General features: G+C 34.0%; 16 protein-coding genes. All 16 read left to right on the top strand.

From position 1 onward, the window contains the following. Positions 1–2 precede the first annotated feature (2 nt). The 16 genes from AC6IZR_RS05835 to AC6IZR_RS05760 all read left to right on the top strand — a co-directional run bounded on the left by AC6IZR_RS05835 (position 3) and on the right by AC6IZR_RS05760 (position 17210). The gene (locus tag AC6IZR_RS05835) at positions 3–947 is read left to right on the top strand and encodes a 3-oxoacyl-[acyl-carrier-protein] synthase III C-terminal domain-containing protein (protein WP_070586204.1); all 945 of its coding nucleotides are present in this window, start codon (positions 3–5) and stop codon (positions 945–947) included. 80 nt (positions 948–1027) lie between these two features. Continuing rightward, on the top strand, positions 1028–1360 hold the full coding sequence (locus AC6IZR_RS05830; RefSeq protein ID WP_003001435.1) for a putative DNA-binding protein: 333 nt from the start codon (positions 1028–1030) through the stop codon (positions 1358–1360). Positions 1361–1362: 2 nt separating this feature from the next. Continuing rightward, positions 1363–1578 carry a hypothetical protein gene (locus tag AC6IZR_RS05825; protein ID WP_031573261.1) on the top strand — a complete coding sequence of 72 codons (216 nt, stop codon included), beginning with the start codon at positions 1363–1365 and terminating at the stop codon, positions 1576–1578. A 17-nt stretch (positions 1579–1595) separates the two neighbouring features. After that, entirely contained in the window at positions 1596–3167 is a 1572-nt protein-coding gene (gene ffh / locus AC6IZR_RS05820) for a signal recognition particle protein (RefSeq protein WP_070586205.1), read from the top strand. 66 nt (positions 3168–3233) lie between these two features. After that, positions 3234–4001, top strand: coding sequence for an alpha/beta hydrolase (locus AC6IZR_RS05815; RefSeq protein ID WP_070665792.1), 768 nt, complete (start codon positions 3234–3236; stop codon positions 3999–4001). A gap of 105 nt (positions 4002–4106) precedes the next feature. Beyond that, a complete protein-coding gene (locus tag AC6IZR_RS05810; protein ID WP_497848227.1) occupies positions 4107–5090 on the top strand; it encodes an acetylxylan esterase in 984 nt (327 codons plus the stop codon). Between the two features lie 428 nt (positions 5091–5518). Next, positions 5519–6541, top strand: a complete 1023-nt coding sequence (locus AC6IZR_RS05805) for a hypothetical protein (RefSeq protein WP_490220077.1) — start codon at positions 5519–5521, stop codon at positions 6539–6541. After that, positions 6528–8009, top strand: coding sequence for an LA2681 family HEPN domain-containing protein (locus tag AC6IZR_RS05800; RefSeq protein ID WP_497848226.1), 1482 nt, complete (start codon positions 6528–6530; stop codon positions 8007–8009). Before AC6IZR_RS05805 ends, AC6IZR_RS05800 begins: the two co-directional genes overlap by 14 nt. Before the next feature lie 540 nt (positions 8010–8549). Further along, positions 8550–9149, top strand: coding sequence for a hypothetical protein (locus tag AC6IZR_RS05795; RefSeq protein WP_490220078.1), 600 nt, complete (start codon positions 8550–8552; stop codon positions 9147–9149). A 286-nt stretch (positions 9150–9435) separates the two neighbouring features. Continuing rightward, positions 9436–10137, top strand: coding sequence for a lantibiotic protection ABC transporter ATP-binding protein PcfF (gene pcfF, locus AC6IZR_RS05790; RefSeq protein ID WP_037606813.1), 702 nt, complete (start codon positions 9436–9438; stop codon positions 10135–10137). A 4-nt stretch (positions 10138–10141) separates the two neighbouring features. Next, on the top strand, positions 10142–10882 hold the full coding sequence (gene pcfE / locus AC6IZR_RS05785; protein ID WP_049492839.1) for a lantibiotic protection ABC transporter permease PcfE: 741 nt from the start codon (positions 10142–10144) through the stop codon (positions 10880–10882). Further along, entirely contained in the window at positions 10882–11622 is a 741-nt protein-coding gene (gene pcfG / locus AC6IZR_RS05780; protein WP_490220079.1) for a lantibiotic protection ABC transporter permease PcfG, read from the top strand. The genes pcfE and pcfG overlap by 1 nt, the downstream gene beginning before the upstream one ends. 72 nt (positions 11623–11694) lie before the next feature. Further along, positions 11695–12354 carry a response regulator transcription factor gene (locus tag AC6IZR_RS05775; RefSeq protein ID WP_004252839.1) on the top strand — a complete coding sequence of 220 codons (660 nt, stop codon included), beginning with the start codon at positions 11695–11697 and terminating at the stop codon, positions 12352–12354. Next, positions 12345–13712 (top strand): sensor histidine kinase, encoded by a 1368-nt coding sequence (locus AC6IZR_RS05770; RefSeq protein WP_049497530.1) that lies wholly within the window; start codon positions 12345–12347, stop codon positions 13710–13712. The genes AC6IZR_RS05775 and AC6IZR_RS05770 overlap by 10 nt, the downstream gene beginning before the upstream one ends. Before the next feature lie 527 nt (positions 13713–14239). After that, entirely contained in the window at positions 14240–15118 is an 879-nt protein-coding gene (locus tag AC6IZR_RS05765; protein ID WP_490220080.1) for an aminoglycoside phosphotransferase family protein, read from the top strand. Between the two features lie 889 nt (positions 15119–16007). Then, positions 16008–17210 (top strand): Abi family protein, encoded by a 1203-nt coding sequence (locus AC6IZR_RS05760; protein ID WP_497848225.1) that lies wholly within the window; start codon positions 16008–16010, stop codon positions 17208–17210. The last annotated feature ends 909 nt before the right edge of the window (positions 17211–18119 follow it).

The raw sequence follows: 18119 nt of genomic DNA, 5'->3' as shown, positions 1-18119 counted from the left end.
CTATGACTACCGTAAAAAGACATTTGCAAATTAAAGGCTATGGAACAGCGCTTCCAGCTCATACAGTAACTTTCAAAGACCAGACTCGTTACCGCGTGAAAGAAGGAGAAGAAACACAGATTGATCTTGCAGCGCGTGCGATTGAGGCAGCTTTAAAACATGCAGGACTTGATATGACAGACATCGACTGCCTGATTTCTGCTAGTGCGGTTGGTGTTCAGCCCATTCCTTGTACAGCAGCTCTTATACATGAGCGCGTGGCCAAGGGACTGACGATTCCTGCTATGGATATCAATACCACTTGTACCAGTTTTGTATCAGCTTTGAGCACTGTTTCTTATCTGATTGAAGGTGGTGAATACCAACGGGTTCTGATTGTATCCAGTGAAGTAGGAAGCCTAGGGCTTAATCCCAAACAAAAAGAAAGCTTTGAACTGTTTAGCGATGGCGCTGCAGCCTTTATTTTTGAAGCAACAAAGGAAGATAAAGGAATCATTGCCAGTATGCAACGTACCTGGTCTGAGGGAGCCCACGATACCGAAATTCGTGGTGGTTTGACAGCTTATCATCCGAAATTGTACTCTGAAGCAACCAAGACTGATTTCATGTTTGACATGAAAGGGAAGAAAATTCTTTTGCTTTCTGCCCGTGTTATTCCAGAAATGTTCCAAAAATTCCAAGAAAAATCAGGCATTTCTAAAGATGCTGTAGACTATATTATTCCCCACCAAGCAAGTCGCGCTTTGCCACTCGTCATGGATAAATTGGGAGTTAGCAAAGACAAGTACCTCAATATTGTCAGTGATTATGGAAATATGGTTTCGGTAGCCGTGCCTTTCGGCCTAGCCTATGCACTGGATCATGGCTATGTGAAGGAAGGAGATACCATCTTCTTGATGGGAACTGCAGCAGGGATGACGGTCAATATGTTGGCACTGAAACTTTAATGATGAATCCTCTTACTTCAAGCTCAAAAAGCATCAAGTCCCGCTAGTCTTTAGCGGGCTTTTTTGATATAATGAAAGGTATGGAAATTGAGAAAACCAACCGAATGAATGCGCTCTTTGAGTTTTATGCAGCGCTCTTGACGGACAAGCAGATGAACTACATCGAGCTTTATTACGCAGATGACTACAGCTTGGCTGAGATTGCAGAAGAGTTTGGAGTGAGCCGTCAAGCTGTTTATGATAATATCAAGCGGACGGAGAAAATCCTAGAGGATTATGAGATGAAATTGCACATGTACTCGGACTACATTGTACGCAGCCAGATTTTTGATCAGATTTTAGAACGCTATCCGGAAGATACTTTTCTACAAGAGCAGGTTGAAATTTTATCAAGCATTGACAATCGGGAGTGATTATGGGCAGTCTCGTCATTTATCAAGGAATACCTTGCAAACTATTAGTAGCAGAGGAAGTATTTCCTACTCGACTACAGATTATCTCGCCCAATGATATCTCCAAAGCTATGCAAATAGGTTTTAGCTGTTGGGGATATCCAAATGAAATCATGAAAGAAGTCACACCCGAAGAACTAGAATGTTTGCAACATTTCGAACGATTTCCACTGAATTGAAAAAATAGGAGAAAATAATGGCATTTGAAAGTTTAACCGAACGTTTACAAAACGTCTTTAAAAATCTTCGTAAGAAAGGGAAAATCTCTGAAGCGGATGTCCAAGAGGCAACCAAAGAGATTCGTATAGCCCTCTTAGAGGCCGACGTTGCCCTTCCTGTTGTAAAAGACTTCATCAAACGGGTCCGCGAACGGGCTGTAGGGCATGAAGTCATCGAAACCCTCAACCCTGCCCAACAAATCGTGAAGATTGTTGATGAAGAATTGACAGCGATTTTAGGTTCAGAAACAGCAGAAATTATCAAATCTCCAAAGATTCCAACCATTATTATGATGGTCGGTCTTCAAGGGGCTGGTAAAACAACCTTTGCGGGGAAATTAGCTAACAAATTGGTCAAGGAAGAAAACGCACGTCCTTTGATGATTGCGGCCGATATTTATCGTCCAGCAGCCATTGACCAGTTGAAGACCCTTGGTCAACAGATCAATGTCCCTGTCTTCTCACTTGGTACAGAAGTCCCTGCAGTAGAGATCGTTCGTCAAGGTTTGGAGCAAGCAAGAGCCAACCACAATGACTATGTCTTGATCGATACGGCTGGTCGCCTGCAAATCGATGAAAAACTCATGGGCGAGTTGCGGGATGTCAAAGCCCTTGCCGAGCCAAATGAAATCCTCTTGGTTGTCGATGCTATGATTGGTCAAGAGGCAGCCAATGTGGCGCGTGAGTTCAATGAACAGCTCGAAGTGACCGGGGTCATCTTGACCAAGATCGATGGGGATACCCGTGGTGGTGCAGCCCTTTCTGTCCGTCAGATTACTGGGAAGCCAATCAAATTCACTGGTACTGGTGAAAAAATCACTGATATCGAAACCTTCCACCCAGACCGTATGTCTGGTCGGATCCTCGGTATGGGGGATATGCTGACGCTGATCGAGAAGGCTTCTCAAGAATACGATGAGAAACGCTCTCTTGAACTCGCTGAAAAAATGCGGGAAAATACCTTCGATTTCAATGACTTCATCGATCAATTAGACCAGGTTCAAAATATGGGACCAATGGAAGATCTGCTCAAGATGCTTCCAGGTATGGCCAACAACCCAGCTATGAAGAACCTCAAGGTTGATGAACGAGAAATTGCTCGCAAACGTGCGATCGTATCATCCATGACCCCAGCTGAACGGGAAAATCCAGATCTCTTGAATCCAAGCCGTCGACGTCGGATTGCTGCTGGTTCAGGAAATAGCTTTGTCGAAGTCAATAAATTCATCAAGGACTTTAACCAAGCCAAACAGATGATGCAAGGCGTCCTCTCTGGCGATATGAACAAGATGATGAAACAAATGGGGCTTAATCCAAATAACATGCCGAAGAATATGCCTGGTGGAATGCCTGATATGTCTGCCCTCGAAGGTATGATGGGACAAGGTGGCATGCCTGACTTGTCAGCTCTTGGTGGAGGCGCTGGAATGCCTGATATGAGCCAAATGTTTGGTGGTGGTCTCAAAGGAAAAGCCGGCGAATTTATGATGAAACGGGCGATGAACAAGATGGCCAAACAAATGCGCAAGAATAAGAAAAAACGGAAATAATCGTTTCTAATATGGGCCTGGAACACACTGTTCTGGGTTCTTTTAGAAACTACTACTAGAGAAAACATGTTAAAAAAACTATTTCAACAAGTCATTCGTTTCTTTGCAAGATTGTTTTCTTCGCACAGCAAGCCCTTTGAATTCCCAAAAGGGTCAAAGAAACCTCCGATCAGACCGATTATCTTTGTACCTGGGAGTTCAGCCAGTATCCAGCGATTCAATGGAACCATCCGCATGCTCCATCGATTTTCTAGAAAAAAGCAAAGTCTTTTAAAAATAAAAGTCAACAAAGATGAGTCTATAGAGATGGAAGGAAGACTGAATACGAAAGAGCCGAATCCGATGATTGTGATTGGCTTTGAGAACAATCGAGATGGCTACAGCAATATCAAGCAGCAAGTTGAATCCCTTAAGATAGCTCTAACCTACCTTCTTGATCACTATCATTTTTCAGAGTTCAAGGCAGTAGGGCATTCTAATGGTGGACTGGTTTTGACTGGTTTATTGGAAAGTGGCTTTTTAGAGAAAAAGAAGGTAACCGTCAGCAAGTTGGCTATTATTGGCAGTCCTTACCAATTCAATCAAGAAATGTTTGACGATTTTCAAAAATGGAAGCATCGCCTGGGAAAAGAAGTACAAGTCCTTAATTTTGTCGGTAGCTTTGCTGGAAAATCAGATGGCATCGTCCCTCTTTCTAGCGCACAAGCAGCACAATCTATTTTTGACAATCAGGCCTATACAGAAGTGAATTTAAACGGTCGTAAGGCTCATCATTCAGCTTTACCCACTAATCCAGATCTAGTGAAACAATTAAGTCTATTTTTGAATCTATAATTAAATTACATAATTTCGGTTATGTAATTTTTATTTGTCTCTTGCAATCCTTAAGTAAATATGGTACATTTTTGGTAGCGATTACACATGCTTAAGGAGGATTTTATGAAAGATCCCAAATTATTAGAAACAATGAAAGATTACAAGGGACGGGATGAGGTTCCCGCAGATTTTGATGCTTTTTGGAATCAAGCCCTAGCAAAGATTACTGAACTGCCAGAATACAAGCTCGAAGAACGAGATTTCAGCATTCCAAATGTGATTTGTTATGAATTAACCTTTAAAGGAACCAGAAATGGCCTTGTCTATTCAAGAATGATCCTCCCAAAAACGGATCAAAAGGTTCCCGTTGTTTTCCATTTTCACGGCTATATGGGCCGTTGTTGGGATTGGTCCGACATGCTGGCTTATACAGTAGCTGGCTATGGTGTTGTATCTATGGACGTAAGAGGGCAATCAGGCTATTCAACGGACGGAGATCGCTCACCACTTGGGAATACGGTAAAAGGACAGATTATCCGTGGAGCCGTGGAAGGTCCGGACCAGCTCTTTTATAAAGATATCTACTTAGACCTTTACCAGTTAATTGAAATTGTAGCCAACCTTCCTCAAGTAGATGACAGCAAACTTGCCAGCTACGGAGCCTCTCAAGGTGGTGCCCTGGCCCTGATTGCTGCTGGATTAAATCCCCGAATCCAACGAACAGTCGCCATTTATCCATTCTTATCGGATTTCAGACGGGTATTAGAGATCGGAAATACCAGTGAGGCCTATGACGAGCTTTTCCGTTATTTCAAGTTCCATGATCCATTCCATGAAACGGAAGATCGTTTGATGCAGACTTTGGCCTATATTGATGTGAAAAATTTTGCCCATCGTATCAAAGGACAGGTTCACATGATTACAGGTCTAGATGATGATGTCTGTTATCCTGAAACGCAGTTTGCCATTTATAATCGATTAGAAGGTCCAAAAGAGCATTTAATCATGCCAGAATATGCCCACGAAGCTATGAATGTTCAAGTCAATGATCGAGTCTATAATTGGCTCTGTGGTAGCAAGATTCCATTTCGATATGTAGAAAAATAAGTTAGAAAAGAAAAACAATCAGTAAATCCATGAGATTTGCTGATTGTTTTGTGTTTAAAAGGGATCTAGTATAGAAAGGGATACAAAACAGTCCTATAAAAACTAAAAATTTATGTACAATTGACTAAACTAGAGCTAAACCATTGATACAACTGAATTAGAAGCATAAAGTACATTCTTTAATGAGTGTACTTTATTTTTATTTTGTACATTATTCTAGAGTGGTATTTTGTATGTTTTATAGTGCATCATATAATCAAATCTAAGAAATTGATTTGTACATTTTTTACTCAAGTAACAGTAGAAGGAGTGACGGTTCAATTGTACATTTTATTTAAAATATTTATGGCTATAATAATAGTATTTGAAGCATAGATAAAGTAGATACAGTGGTATAATAGTGTCAAAAGACTTTCAGGAGAAATGAGATGAGATCGCATACAGTTATTCTAGGCGCTGGTGCTACTATTGCAGCAATTCCAGATGGTGATAAAAATGGGAAAAGCTCTTCAGTTATGAATGGATTGCTAAAAAAACTTAATTTAGAAGAAATTCTTGCCGGTATTGAATTACAGACAAAGAGCGAAAATTTGGAAGATATCTATTCAGAATTATTTGAGAGAGAAGAGTGCTCTGAAATAGTTAGGAAGCTAGAAGAAAGACTCTATGATTATTTTGCTTCGTTGGAGTTACCTGATGAACCAACAATTTATGATCTTTTAATATTAAGTTTAACTAATAAAGATTGCATAGCTACGTTTAATTGGGACCCTTTACTTATACAAGCTTATGTTCGCTGTTCAAAAATTACTCTGAACCTGCCACAAATTCTTTGTTTACATGGGAATGTAGCTGTCGGTTTTTGTGAAGAACATACTGAGTTTGGAACAGTAGATTACTATTGCCCAACATGTTATAAAAAATTAAATCCAACAAAATTATTGTATCCCGTAAAAAACAAAGACTATTCTTCCGATGGATACATAAATTGGTGTTGGAAAGCATTAGATTACTTTGTTGATCATTCATATATGTTAACTATTTTTGGATACAGTGCTCCTAAAAGTGATGTAGATGCTGTTAATTTAATGAAAAAAGCATGGGGAAATATTGAAGACCGACCACTTGAAGAAGTTTCCGTAATAGATATTATAGACGAAGAGACTATGCTAAATACATGGAAAGACTTTATTCATAGCCATCATTATAGGTATTCAAATTCATTTTTTGATTCTTACTTAGCAAAATTTCCAAGAAGAACTTGTGAAACCGTATTTGCAACATTTTCATTAAATGTTCCTTCTGATGGTAGTAGAGGATTTAAAGAGAATTTTAATTGGGACATGATAAAAGAGTTTTTATCTGATATGTTAGTTGAAGAACAGGAAAATAAAGGAAAATCAAATTTAAAATCGAGATATTTAGTTTGGGGTGAAGATGTTAACAAATAATCCAATTAATCATAGTGTACTTAAATTGTCAATGGATTTCGATAATGCTTTTAAACATAAAAATATAGAGGAAATCTATAGACTAATAGAATTTGGAAAAAATATGGAAAACACTATTGATGATATTTCCAAAATTCAATTATTTTATTCTATTGGGACAGCATACGCTGATATATTTGAACTAAGTGATAACTTAGTTTTCAACATAGATACCGATTTTACAGTTCAACAAATTTATTACTTAAGAAAAGCTATAGAAATTTCAAATAACGTTGATATAAATTCTGAGAACAGTAGGTTTGTTTTCCCATTATTATGTTCACTTTACACTAATTACGCAAATTTATTAGATGCTTGTGGTAGAAAGCAGTTAGCTATTAAGATGTATTGTAAATGTATACAAATCAATCCAAGATTCACAATGGCTAGTGGTAACTTGGCTATTTGTCTAGATCATTATCGTAATTTTTTGAATGATAACGAACACCTCCACTTTATTAAAAAAATTAAAAATTTAATAGAAACAAGCATAACTGTTTCAGATCCAAACAGAGTTGATTATGCAGAAAAGCGATTTATTGAACTTTACGAACAATATCTTAATTATAAAGACTTAGATGAATGCTCTTGTAAAACCATCGATTATAATCCTAATTCACAAAAGTATCGCGAATGGTGTTGGAATAACGGGCTGTATCTTAATCCACTTAATGACTTACAAGCTGACGATATAAATAGATATGATGATAATCTTTTACTACCAAGTTTATTATTTCAATCGGATAAAGATTTAAACAAATATATTTCTATGTTTAATCAAATTAAGCAAGAATATGTTTATGCGCGTTATCTCTGTTTTAATAGCATTGAAATTGATTCGGTTCATTATGCTGATGAGAATGTTGATCTTATTGATTGTCTAGAATACGTACAATATTCTATCCGAGTAGAAGGATTAAAAGCAGCTTTTAAAACACTATATTCATTATTAGATAAAGTAGGAATGTTTATAAATGAATATTATTCTTTAAAAATTAAGACTCGACAAGTAAATTTTCATTCAATTTGGAGAACAGATAGCAATTTAGGTAAGTTGTTGGATAAGAATATTGGTCTATCATCTATATTTTGGATATCGAAAGATTTTGATAATGGTAATAATTCTTTGACAGCAAATCCACACGCAAAGCTATTAAAAACTATTAGAAATTATTTAGAGCATAGGTTTACTAATATTACATTGAATTTTATTGATGGAAGTGAAGATAATAATGAAACTAGACTGTATCTAACTGAATTTGAACTTCAAGAGTGTACATTAGATTTATTAAATCTTGTAAGAGAAGTTATTTTTTCACTCAAAAATGCCATTCAAATAAGTGAAAATGAAAAACAATCTACTCTAAGCAGTGAAGTTGCTTTAATTCCGATAAATTATGAAGAAGTAGATTCGGAAGATAAATTATAACATTGAGCATACAATTTATAGTCGTTATAAAAAGCAATAGTCTAAATTCATTTAACTAATCGACTTAACTAGAGCTAAACCATTGATAAAACTGAATTAGAAGGATAAAGTACACTCATTAAGCAGTGTACTTTATTTTTGTTTTGTACATAATTTGTTGATTGCTTAATCAATACTACATCTCTATCAGGCAATTCAGACTCCATTTAGTCCTCTAAAACCCACGTTGAGGCGGTATCACTGCTTGTAAAAAATTAGAAACCTTTAAACGAAAGGGAGAATGAAAAGCGTGAAGGTAGCTTCTCTAATCGAATAGAGGGTAAGAATCAGAGTAATAGTTCAAGTATGGCTTCTGGATACTATAGTCTGACATGCTATCAATCTATTTCAGAAGCTGGACAAATTGTAATAACTTTCCTTGAAGGAATTGAGGTAGATTTATAAGAGACTGTGACTGGGAAGTTGCAGTCTTTTTAGGGGTTTAATGATATAATGAAATTATAAATGTGGATATTGTTTAAATTCTCTGGAGGACGCATAATGTTGAATTTAGTAAAAGGACACCAAGTTAGCTTGATAGAAAACCTGTTTGAATCATTTACAAAGTTAACTGAACATCATTTGATGGCGAATGTACACGCAGAAAAAATATTAGAGGTTTTTCAACATTTTATTGCGATTCATGACGAGCCCTTGTTTTTTATTTTGGAATTGCCTGTCAGTATTGATAGAGAAAAAGTGATAGCAAAGAATATTATCAAGGAATCCCATAAGGATGTTTATTATATTGATGGTTGTTCAAGAGAGGAATGCCTAGCACTGTTGATTAGATACGGTGATTTGCTTATTAATGATGGACTTAGTCAGTTTGGATTTGGTGGTCATAAAAGTCATGATGAGATCATGCTTGATAGCTATAATGTTGTGACAATTTATAGTAAAGAACTATCGAAATTTAATGACTTTTTTGAGCCTCATAATATTCAATTTGTTGAAGAACTAGTGACAGCTTGGAAAACTTTTTCTAAGACCTCCCCAGGAATCTCTGAAATCTATGAAAGTAATGGAAAAACTGTTTATGATTTGCCTGAAGAATTAGCTGAATGGGGAATATATTTAGCTGAAACTCGAACAGAATAGGTATAACTATAGATTAGAAAGAGAATATTTCAATTCCTTAAAATTTTATTTAGAGCAAAGGTGGATATTGAAGTTGTAAGATAAATAATGATTATTTATGGCAGAACTCTGGTTCTGCCTTTTTTATTTATGAAGTATATGAAATATGGCATAAAAGACTAAAGAAAAAATGCAAAACGTTTAATAAATTAGAATTTTCTTGCTACTTTTTGAAAAATATTTTTTCCTTACAGAATCCTTAAAAATATTTTTTATACTATTTACAAGATTAAAGGAGGAACAAAATATGAGCAAATATATTTTGGAAACAAATGAGCTAACAAAAGTTTTTGGAAAACAAAAAGCTGTAAATAATGTGTCATTAAAAATTGAGGAAAATTCAGTATATGGATTACTAGGACCTAATGGTGCAGGTAAATCTACGACATTAAAGATGATTACAGGTATGTTACACAAGACGTCAGGTGAAATTATGTTTGAAGGACATGAATGGAGTAGAAATGATTTATCAGATATTGGTGCTTTAATCGAGATGCCACCCTTATACGAAAATTTAAGTGCAAGAGAAAATCTAAAAGTTAGAACATTATTACTTGGATTACCTGATGCAAGAATTGATGAAGTTTTAGAAATTGTAGATTTAAAAAATACCGGAAAAAAGAAAAGCGGTCAATTTTCTTTGGGGATGAAACAAAGATTAGGTATTGCAATTGCTTTATTAAATAATCCTAAACTATTGATACTAGATGAACCGACAAACGGATTAGATCCATTAGGAATTCAAGAATTACGAGATTTAATACGAAACTTTCCAAAAAAAGGAATAACAGTAATTCTGTCTAGTCATATTTTAGCAGAAGTGGAACAAACTGCTGATCATATAGGAATTATACATGATGGAGAATTAAAATATCAAAACACAATTAATCATAATGAAAATTTAGAAGAACTTTTTATGGATGTTGTAAAGAATGGAAAGAGGGTGTAGCTTAATGAAAAATTATATTTTTGCAGAAAATTTGAAACATAAACATAGCTTTTTGTTGAAGATATTACTAATTGCCCCGATTATAGCTTTACTAAATGCATTTGTATTGATGCCATCATATTTTAGCATAAACGCATACAATTGGTGGTATGTGATTTTAATGCCGGCAACTTTCGCTTTAATACCTGCAATGATGCATAGAAAAGAAGAGAGAAAATTAAACTACCGAGCAATTTTTCCACTCAATATTGATTTAAAAAAGATATGGATTTCAAAAATATTAACAGCTTCAATTTATCTAAGTATAACTGCTATTTTGCATATGCTAGGAGTATTTGTTTTTCAATTTTTCATTGGAGAACAATTAACAGGAAACTATGCATTCACGACATTATTATTCGCAAGTGTATTATTGGTTATAACTAACATATGGCAAGTTCCATTTTGTTTTTTCCTGGCTAAAAAGTTTGGGTTTATAGCAAGCATTGTAGTAAATGCTGTATTAGGTCTTGTGTTAGGAATTTTGTTAGCTGACGGTTCTATGTGGATTTATTGCCCTTATTCTTGGGGGATTAGATTGATGGTACCCGTTATGCGTATTTTACCGAACGGTATCCCAACAGAAGTATCAAATCCAATGATTTTAAACACATCCTTACTTGTTCCTTGTATTTTATCAATATGTTTGTTTACATTATTGACTTTCATTACTGCAAAATGGTTTTCTAAGCAAGAGGTGAAGTAATGATGAATATATTAAAATCAGAGTTTTATAAATTGAAGCATACTTGGATTCCATGGGCTCACTTTATCTTACCTGTTTTATATGCTCTAATATTTTATTGGGCAGCAACATTTACAAGTCTAAAAAATTTTTCTGATATGGATATCATACTGAATTATTTTGTGCTTTTAGGTGCTATCTTACCAATAATATTTGGTGTTATCACATCTAAGGTTGTTGACATGGAAGCAAGTGCTGGACGATTTCAAGTGATTCTATCAACTACAAAATCCAGAAGTAAAGCTTATAGTGGAAAACTTATAATGCTCTTATTGAGTTTCCTATTTTCTATAAGTTTAGCAGTTTTTATATTTGCAATGCTATTTGGTAATCAAGGGAGTATGGCTTGGTTAATTGAATTATTATTAGTTTTTATAGGATGTTTATCTACATATATGATTCATTTATGGGTATCACTTATGTTAGGTGGTGGTGCATCTATAGGATTGGGATTTGTGGAAACGTTGATTGCTTTACTTTCAATAACAAGTTTAGGTGAAAATATTTGGTATTTTTTACCTTGTACTTGGGCATCGAGATTATCTGCAACATATATTGTTGGAAGTGAATTGGCTGATAGCTCATATTTAATTAAAGAGTTTACCATGTGGGGCTATGTAGCAATACCTATTACAGTAGTCATTTTTACTGGCTCTTTATTATGGTTCAATAGGTGGGGTGGAAAGTCAATCAGTGAATAATAGCTCTAAATGTATTTGTAAATGGAATATGGTATAATAATAAAATATTTATAAATATGGAGGTGGTTTGGTATGGCAAGAATTCTTGCTATAGATGATGAATTAGATATGCTGACTCTAATCAAGAATATTTTAATAAAAGGAGATCATATTGTTGATATTTACCAAACCACGGTAGATATTGATGAAAATAGTTTGGGGAAATATGACTTAATATTACTTGATGTAATGATGCCAGAGGTTGATGGAATCAGCTATTGTAAAAATATACGTAGCAAAGTGGATTGTCCGATTATCTTTTTAACTGCAAAAGCAATGGAAACGGATATAGTAGATGGCTTATTAAGTGGAGGAGATGACTATATTACCAAACCATTTGGTGTTGGTGAATTGTTAGCAAGGGTAGAAGCTCATCTGAGAAGAGAACAAAGAGAAAAACATTCGAGTTTAAACCTAGGGAATATAAGATTTGATTTATCCTCCAATCAAGTATTTGTGAAGGAGGAAGAAATTCATCTGACAAAGTCTGAATATCAAATTTCGAAGCTTTTAGCAAAGAGAAAGGGACAAGTTTTTTCAAGAGAACAAATATATGAAATGATTTTTGGATTTGATGGGATTGGTGATTCTTCTGCCATATCAGAACATGTAAAAAATATTAGAGCAAAGTTCTTAAAATTTGGTGAAAATCCAATTTCTACAGTTTGGGGGATTGGTTATAAATGGAATTAATTAGAAAAGGACAGTCACTCAAAATAGTATTTCTTAAATACTTAATGACTGTTGGAGTTGGTTTAGGATGTGCCATCGTACTAGCTTTATTAACTTTTACAGCGTTTTATAGTGTTGGTTTGATTATTCCGGCTAACCATACAGAAAATTTATTACAAGAAAATAAATATAAAATTTTAAATAAAATAGACTTTGATGAAGCATTGATACCTAAAGGAGCTAGCTATATGTTTTTATCGCCAGATGGTGAAGTGATAAAAACTAATATGGATGAAGCTATTCAACTGAAAGCTAAGAATTTTCACAATCATGAGGGATTTTCAACTCCATCTTCTTCATTTATAGAATTTAAAAGGAATGATGGATATGTATTAATCCATTATTCACTAGAGCCACACTACAATAATGATTGGATGGAAAAATATTTCCCTAGTGTAGATTTACTATTAATATTTTTATTAATCATTTTCTTTTTAATGAGTGCATTTGTGGCTACTCTAATCTGGGCAAAACGAATAACAAGGCAATTATCGCCAATGCTAGAGGCATCAGATAAAATCGCCAACCAAGAATTAGACTTTGAAATAGGAAGTTCAAATATCAAAGAATTTAATGATGTCTTAAATAGCCTTGATATAATGAAAAAAGCCTTAAGTGATTCATTAAGAGAAAATTGGATTAAAGAAGAGAATAAGAGAAGTCAGATATCGGCATTAATGCATGACTTAAAAACTCCGGTTTCTATTGTCCAAGGTAATGCTGAATTGTTAAAGGTAACTGATCTAACTGATGAACAAAAAGATTATGTAGAGTACATTATAAAAAATTCAACACGTATATCAGATTATACAAAAGCTCTGATGGAGATGAATCAGTCAATTAAATTAAACTCGTTGAATTTAAAAAAAGTAAAGGTGTCAGAAATAATCGAAAGAGTTAGTGAAATAGCGAGAGAGATTACACTAATACATGACCGTACTATATCTAAATCTATTAATTGTGAAGATTCAGATGTAATGATAGATGTACAATTATTTGAAAGAGTCATTCAAAATATATTTAGTAATGCTATTCAATATTCACCAGACAAATCCAACATTGAATTACTAATAATGACTACAGATAAGATACTTTCAATATCTGTGATAGACGAAGGCCCAGGATTTTCTAATGAGGATTTAAAACGAGGAACGGAGCAATTTTACCGTGGAGATAAGAGTAGACATTCAGCTACAAACTATGGTTTAGGTTTATATAATTCTTGGAAAATAATGATATTACATAATGGACGCATCATATTAGAAAACAACACGGATAAACATGGTGCAAGTGTAAAGTTAGAATTACCATTACTATAATAGAACAGGAATTGTTTTCAAATGGAATTTATTAAAAATATATCCTTTTTGCTTTTGGTGTAGAATAGAAAATTTACTCCGCTATCAAGCAAGAATCGTACATAGTAGAAAGCTAAATGAACTTTGATAACTGAACAAATTCTAAAAGTTAACTTATAAATTTCTAGAAGGAACGGAAGAAAATCTGTGTTTAACTGCAACTAGTAAGTTGCAGTTTTTTATTTTGAATAATGATATAATAGGATAAGAAAAAAATGAAAACGCTATATATTTGAAAGTTGATTAGGAAACCAGGAAGTATGGAAACAATCGATATGATTATTAAATCATCAACTGAATTTTATAACGATTTAGTTTATCAGCTTTCAGATACGGTGAGACACATTTTAATTTTATTATTAGGGAAAGCAACTAGATAGCGCATTATTAAGATATTTTTACATATAGGAAACTAAAGTGTAGACGAACTGGATGGGTTACTAGTGAAAACTGCAAGTAGTGCTGGAAAGTGAATCGGAAAGGGCTTGATGAATTTTATTAGTAAGATAGCCATAAATAAAGGCTGGTCAGATGATAAAAAATATTGTGTGACAGATCAAAATCAGCAAAAATATTTCTTGCGTGTTTCTGATAAGGAGAAGTTAGATTCTAAAAAATTTGAATTTGATATGATGGAGAAGGTTGCTTCTCTTGGAGTTCCGATGTGTAAATCGATTAGCATAGAACTCTGTGATGACGAAGTGCATTCTTTACACGAATGGATAGACGGGAAAGATGCAAGAGAAACCATTTTAACTGTTTCAAAAGAACAACAATACATTTACGGAGTAGAAGCAGGAAGAATCCTCCAAAAAATTCATTCACTCCCTATTACAGAAGTTCGTGAAGGTTGGGAGGTCTTTTATAATCGAAAAATTGATGACAAAATCTCCAAATACAAAGAATGTCCCGTTCAATATGAAAATGGTCAGACCTTTATTGAGTTTTTAAATGCAAATCGAGAATTGTTAAAAGATAGACCTCAGGTTTTCCAACATGGAGATTATCATATCGGGAATTTCATGATTGGTGAAGATGGAGAAATTTATGTCATTGACTTTGATCGATTTGATCTTGGAGATCCTTGGGAGGAATTCAATCGTATTGTATGGTCTGCTCAAGTCTCTCCCTCTTTTGCGTCTGGTATGATAGATGGATATTTTGATCATAAGGTTCCGGATTTATTTTGGAAGCTTCTCGCTATCTATATTCTAAGTAACTTAGTGGGAGCACTTCCCTGGGCTGTACCTTACGGAGTTGAAGAAATAGCAGTAATGCAAAATCAAGCTAAGGAAATTTTAGAATGGTATGATGATATGAAGCAAATCATTCCTAGTTGGTATTTGATTGAGAAAAAAGCTGAATAATAAAAGAGTTGATTAAAGAAGAATTTGGTAGTTGGGACGTTAAAAGTAAAGAGACTCAACAAGTTTACAAGTTAGCAAGTAAATTTTTTAAGTGACAATTATCAGCTATAAAGTTGAAAAATGGTAACTATAAAATAGTTTCATTCTACATTTTAATTTTAAACAACAACTCAGTTACTTTCGTTCTTTAATATAGGAGTATACTAGCACCACATATTGAGTGTGTAAGTTTGTTAGTGAAACGTAGCTAAATCTCTCGCTTTTTTATTTCAAAGCTCCAGTGGAGCTTTGAACTCCCAAACCTTTTGAGTCCCACAGATGCATTATAACGGGGCTGTAGCATTGATGTCAAAACTTTCACCTCCTATATAAACAAATTCTATCCAACGTTTAAAAAGGATCAGTAGCTGATAATATATAGCGGTTTGCATCGTGACGACAAGTAGGTGGATTACGATTATTTGTAATTTATAAAATCTATGATGAGAGGTACGTGATTAGAGGTATCAAGTAATTTTTATTTTGCTAGAGCAAGCAACAAATCTTCTTCATAAGGACTATGCTAAGCAGATGTATCAGATACTAGATTTAGATAAATTTGAATGAGTTATGATGAATCAACTTCTAGACCACATCAGCATTTAAGAGGATAGGAAAATTAGAGTACCCTTCACAGAGGGAACTGAGGTACAGTTATAGAAAAAGAAAGGCTGTAATAACAGCTGGAAAACATTTTCGTTACAGCCTAATTTGCGTTTTTGTGGTATACTGAAATTGTTGAATGACTTTGAAAGTAAACAAGAAAAATAACTATTAAGGCTTTTATATTTGATAGTTATATTTTCGAAAATATAATATAATCAAAGATATTGCAGATGGATAATAAAATATGACTAGAGAAAAAGCGTTTAAAACTATTGAAGAGCAGATTTTGATTCAACGGGGCAGGAATTTGAAGATTACCGATGAGCCAGGGATGGTAAGTTTTATTCAGCAGAAAAATTATTTTAATTCTATAAATGGTTTTGAAACTATTTTTTTGGAGACCTCTAACCCTAAAAAATATATGAAAAGAGTCTCTTTTAAAGATTTTGAGAGAATATACACATTGGATAGAAATATAGCTAAGTACCTATTTCAAGAAATCGAAAAGATTGAGGTTGAACTGAAGTCGAGAATTGCATACGAATTTTCAAAAGTTCATTGCAATAATGGTATTGCTTCTAACTTAAAGTATTTAGATATCAATTGTTATGTGCTACCGATAGCACACAATCGAAATTCTTTTACAGAGTATTTTTATACTCATGGAGATAATAAAAAAACGCATTCTTTTTTTAGAGTGCATACTATTTCTGCCAAGATTAAAGATGTAATGTTTACAGGTAAAATTAGTACCTCTCATACTCGTAACGGAGATGTATATTACAACCTAGAAGGTGATTTTGATGGAATAGTTGATGACCTTAAAATAAATCAATATCGAGGGAGATTTTCAATAAAAGCTTCTAATACTCCTAGTAATATTTCTTCATTAAACGGTTCTATGAATGTGACGATTCAAATTAATAACATAGAGGGAAGATTTTTTGAATTATCTTATTCAGACTTCTGTAAAATTAAATATCCATATATTTCTAGCTATAAAAATCCTCCGCTTTGGGTTATTATTGATACACTAATGTTGAATGACTTGCTGGTTTTATTCCAAGGATTAGACATTGCTATACAAAATAAAATTATGAGTGAGATGGGATTTGATTCCTCTATTAGTGGGAGTCGAGAAAAATTTATTAACGCTTGTGAAATACTGCGTGAGTTGAGAAACCAATTGGCACACTTTGGTCTCATAACCAGATATAGGACGGGAAATAGTATTCTAATCAATAGACTTTTTATCTCTGATTTGTTACTTACTCCTAAAAGGAATAATAGAGTTTTAAAGTTTTATCAAGGTTTAAAAATTTTAAATTTTTTTAATAGATTCTCTCTTAAAAGGATTGATCGAGCTATTCAATCATATTATTTAAAAAATATGTTACTATTGAAGTTTGATATTAATAAAAATTTTTTTAATAGAATTGGCAAGTAAGTGTTGCAAAAAGTTGCTGGTTATGATAGAATAATATAGTTATATTTTAGTGCCACGACGGCGTGAAATCCTTGAAAGAGGTTTTCAAAAAGTCATAAGGGGGAAGGTTAATAAACTTTCCTCCTTATTTTATTTATTTAGATAAGTTGAAAATAGTGTTGAAGATGTTTGATTTCTGAAGTACCTTGAATTGTATAGAGTTTACATGCAGTTTAGAATTTCTGATTTATTATCCAGAGGATAGAACCGCTTATTGAAGATATTTTAGAAAGTTAGTCATTACCAAAGTTAATATTTATTTCTACAGTATAATTCTAAAATCACTTTTTTTCTCTTTCGTCTATTAGTATAGAAAAAAGCTAACACTACATGTGGAGTGTGTGAGTTTGTTAGTGAAACGAAACTAATCCTCAAAAGGTTTCTCAAAACTTTTGAGTCCCACAGACGCATCATGTTGAGGCGGTAAGTTTGCTAGTCAAGGAGTAAAACGACGAAGATTAGCATTTACTTCCGCCCATGCGATAGCTGTCCGTGATTGACAAGTGCTAGCACGCAGACAGAACGGAGATAGCGAACCGCTGAGTGTGTCGCTCTGCTCGTAAAAGCTTAGAAACCTTTGAACGAAAGGGATAATGAAAGCCTTGATTGCAAGGCTTTTTGCTTTATGGTGGGTAAGTATCAGAGTGAGAAAATTTTTGGAATGAGTAGAAGTGATAGCTAGAAATTATCAGTTTCTATTTCCATTTACCCTGTGGGTACGTGTTTGTTTCCATTGACAAGGAGTTTGTGGGAATAGAAATGTACCCACCTTGTTTGAATCAAGTGAAGTGTAGTTGAAGGAAATCTGTTGAAAGCAATACTTCATTTTACCGAATAAGTAATAATTTAGGCAACTTCAAATCGATTAAA

This window comes from Streptococcus mobilis (genome assembly GCF_059727625.1).
Note: the sequence above shows the minus strand (reverse complement) of the source record. Positions and strands in the feature narration are given on the sequence as shown.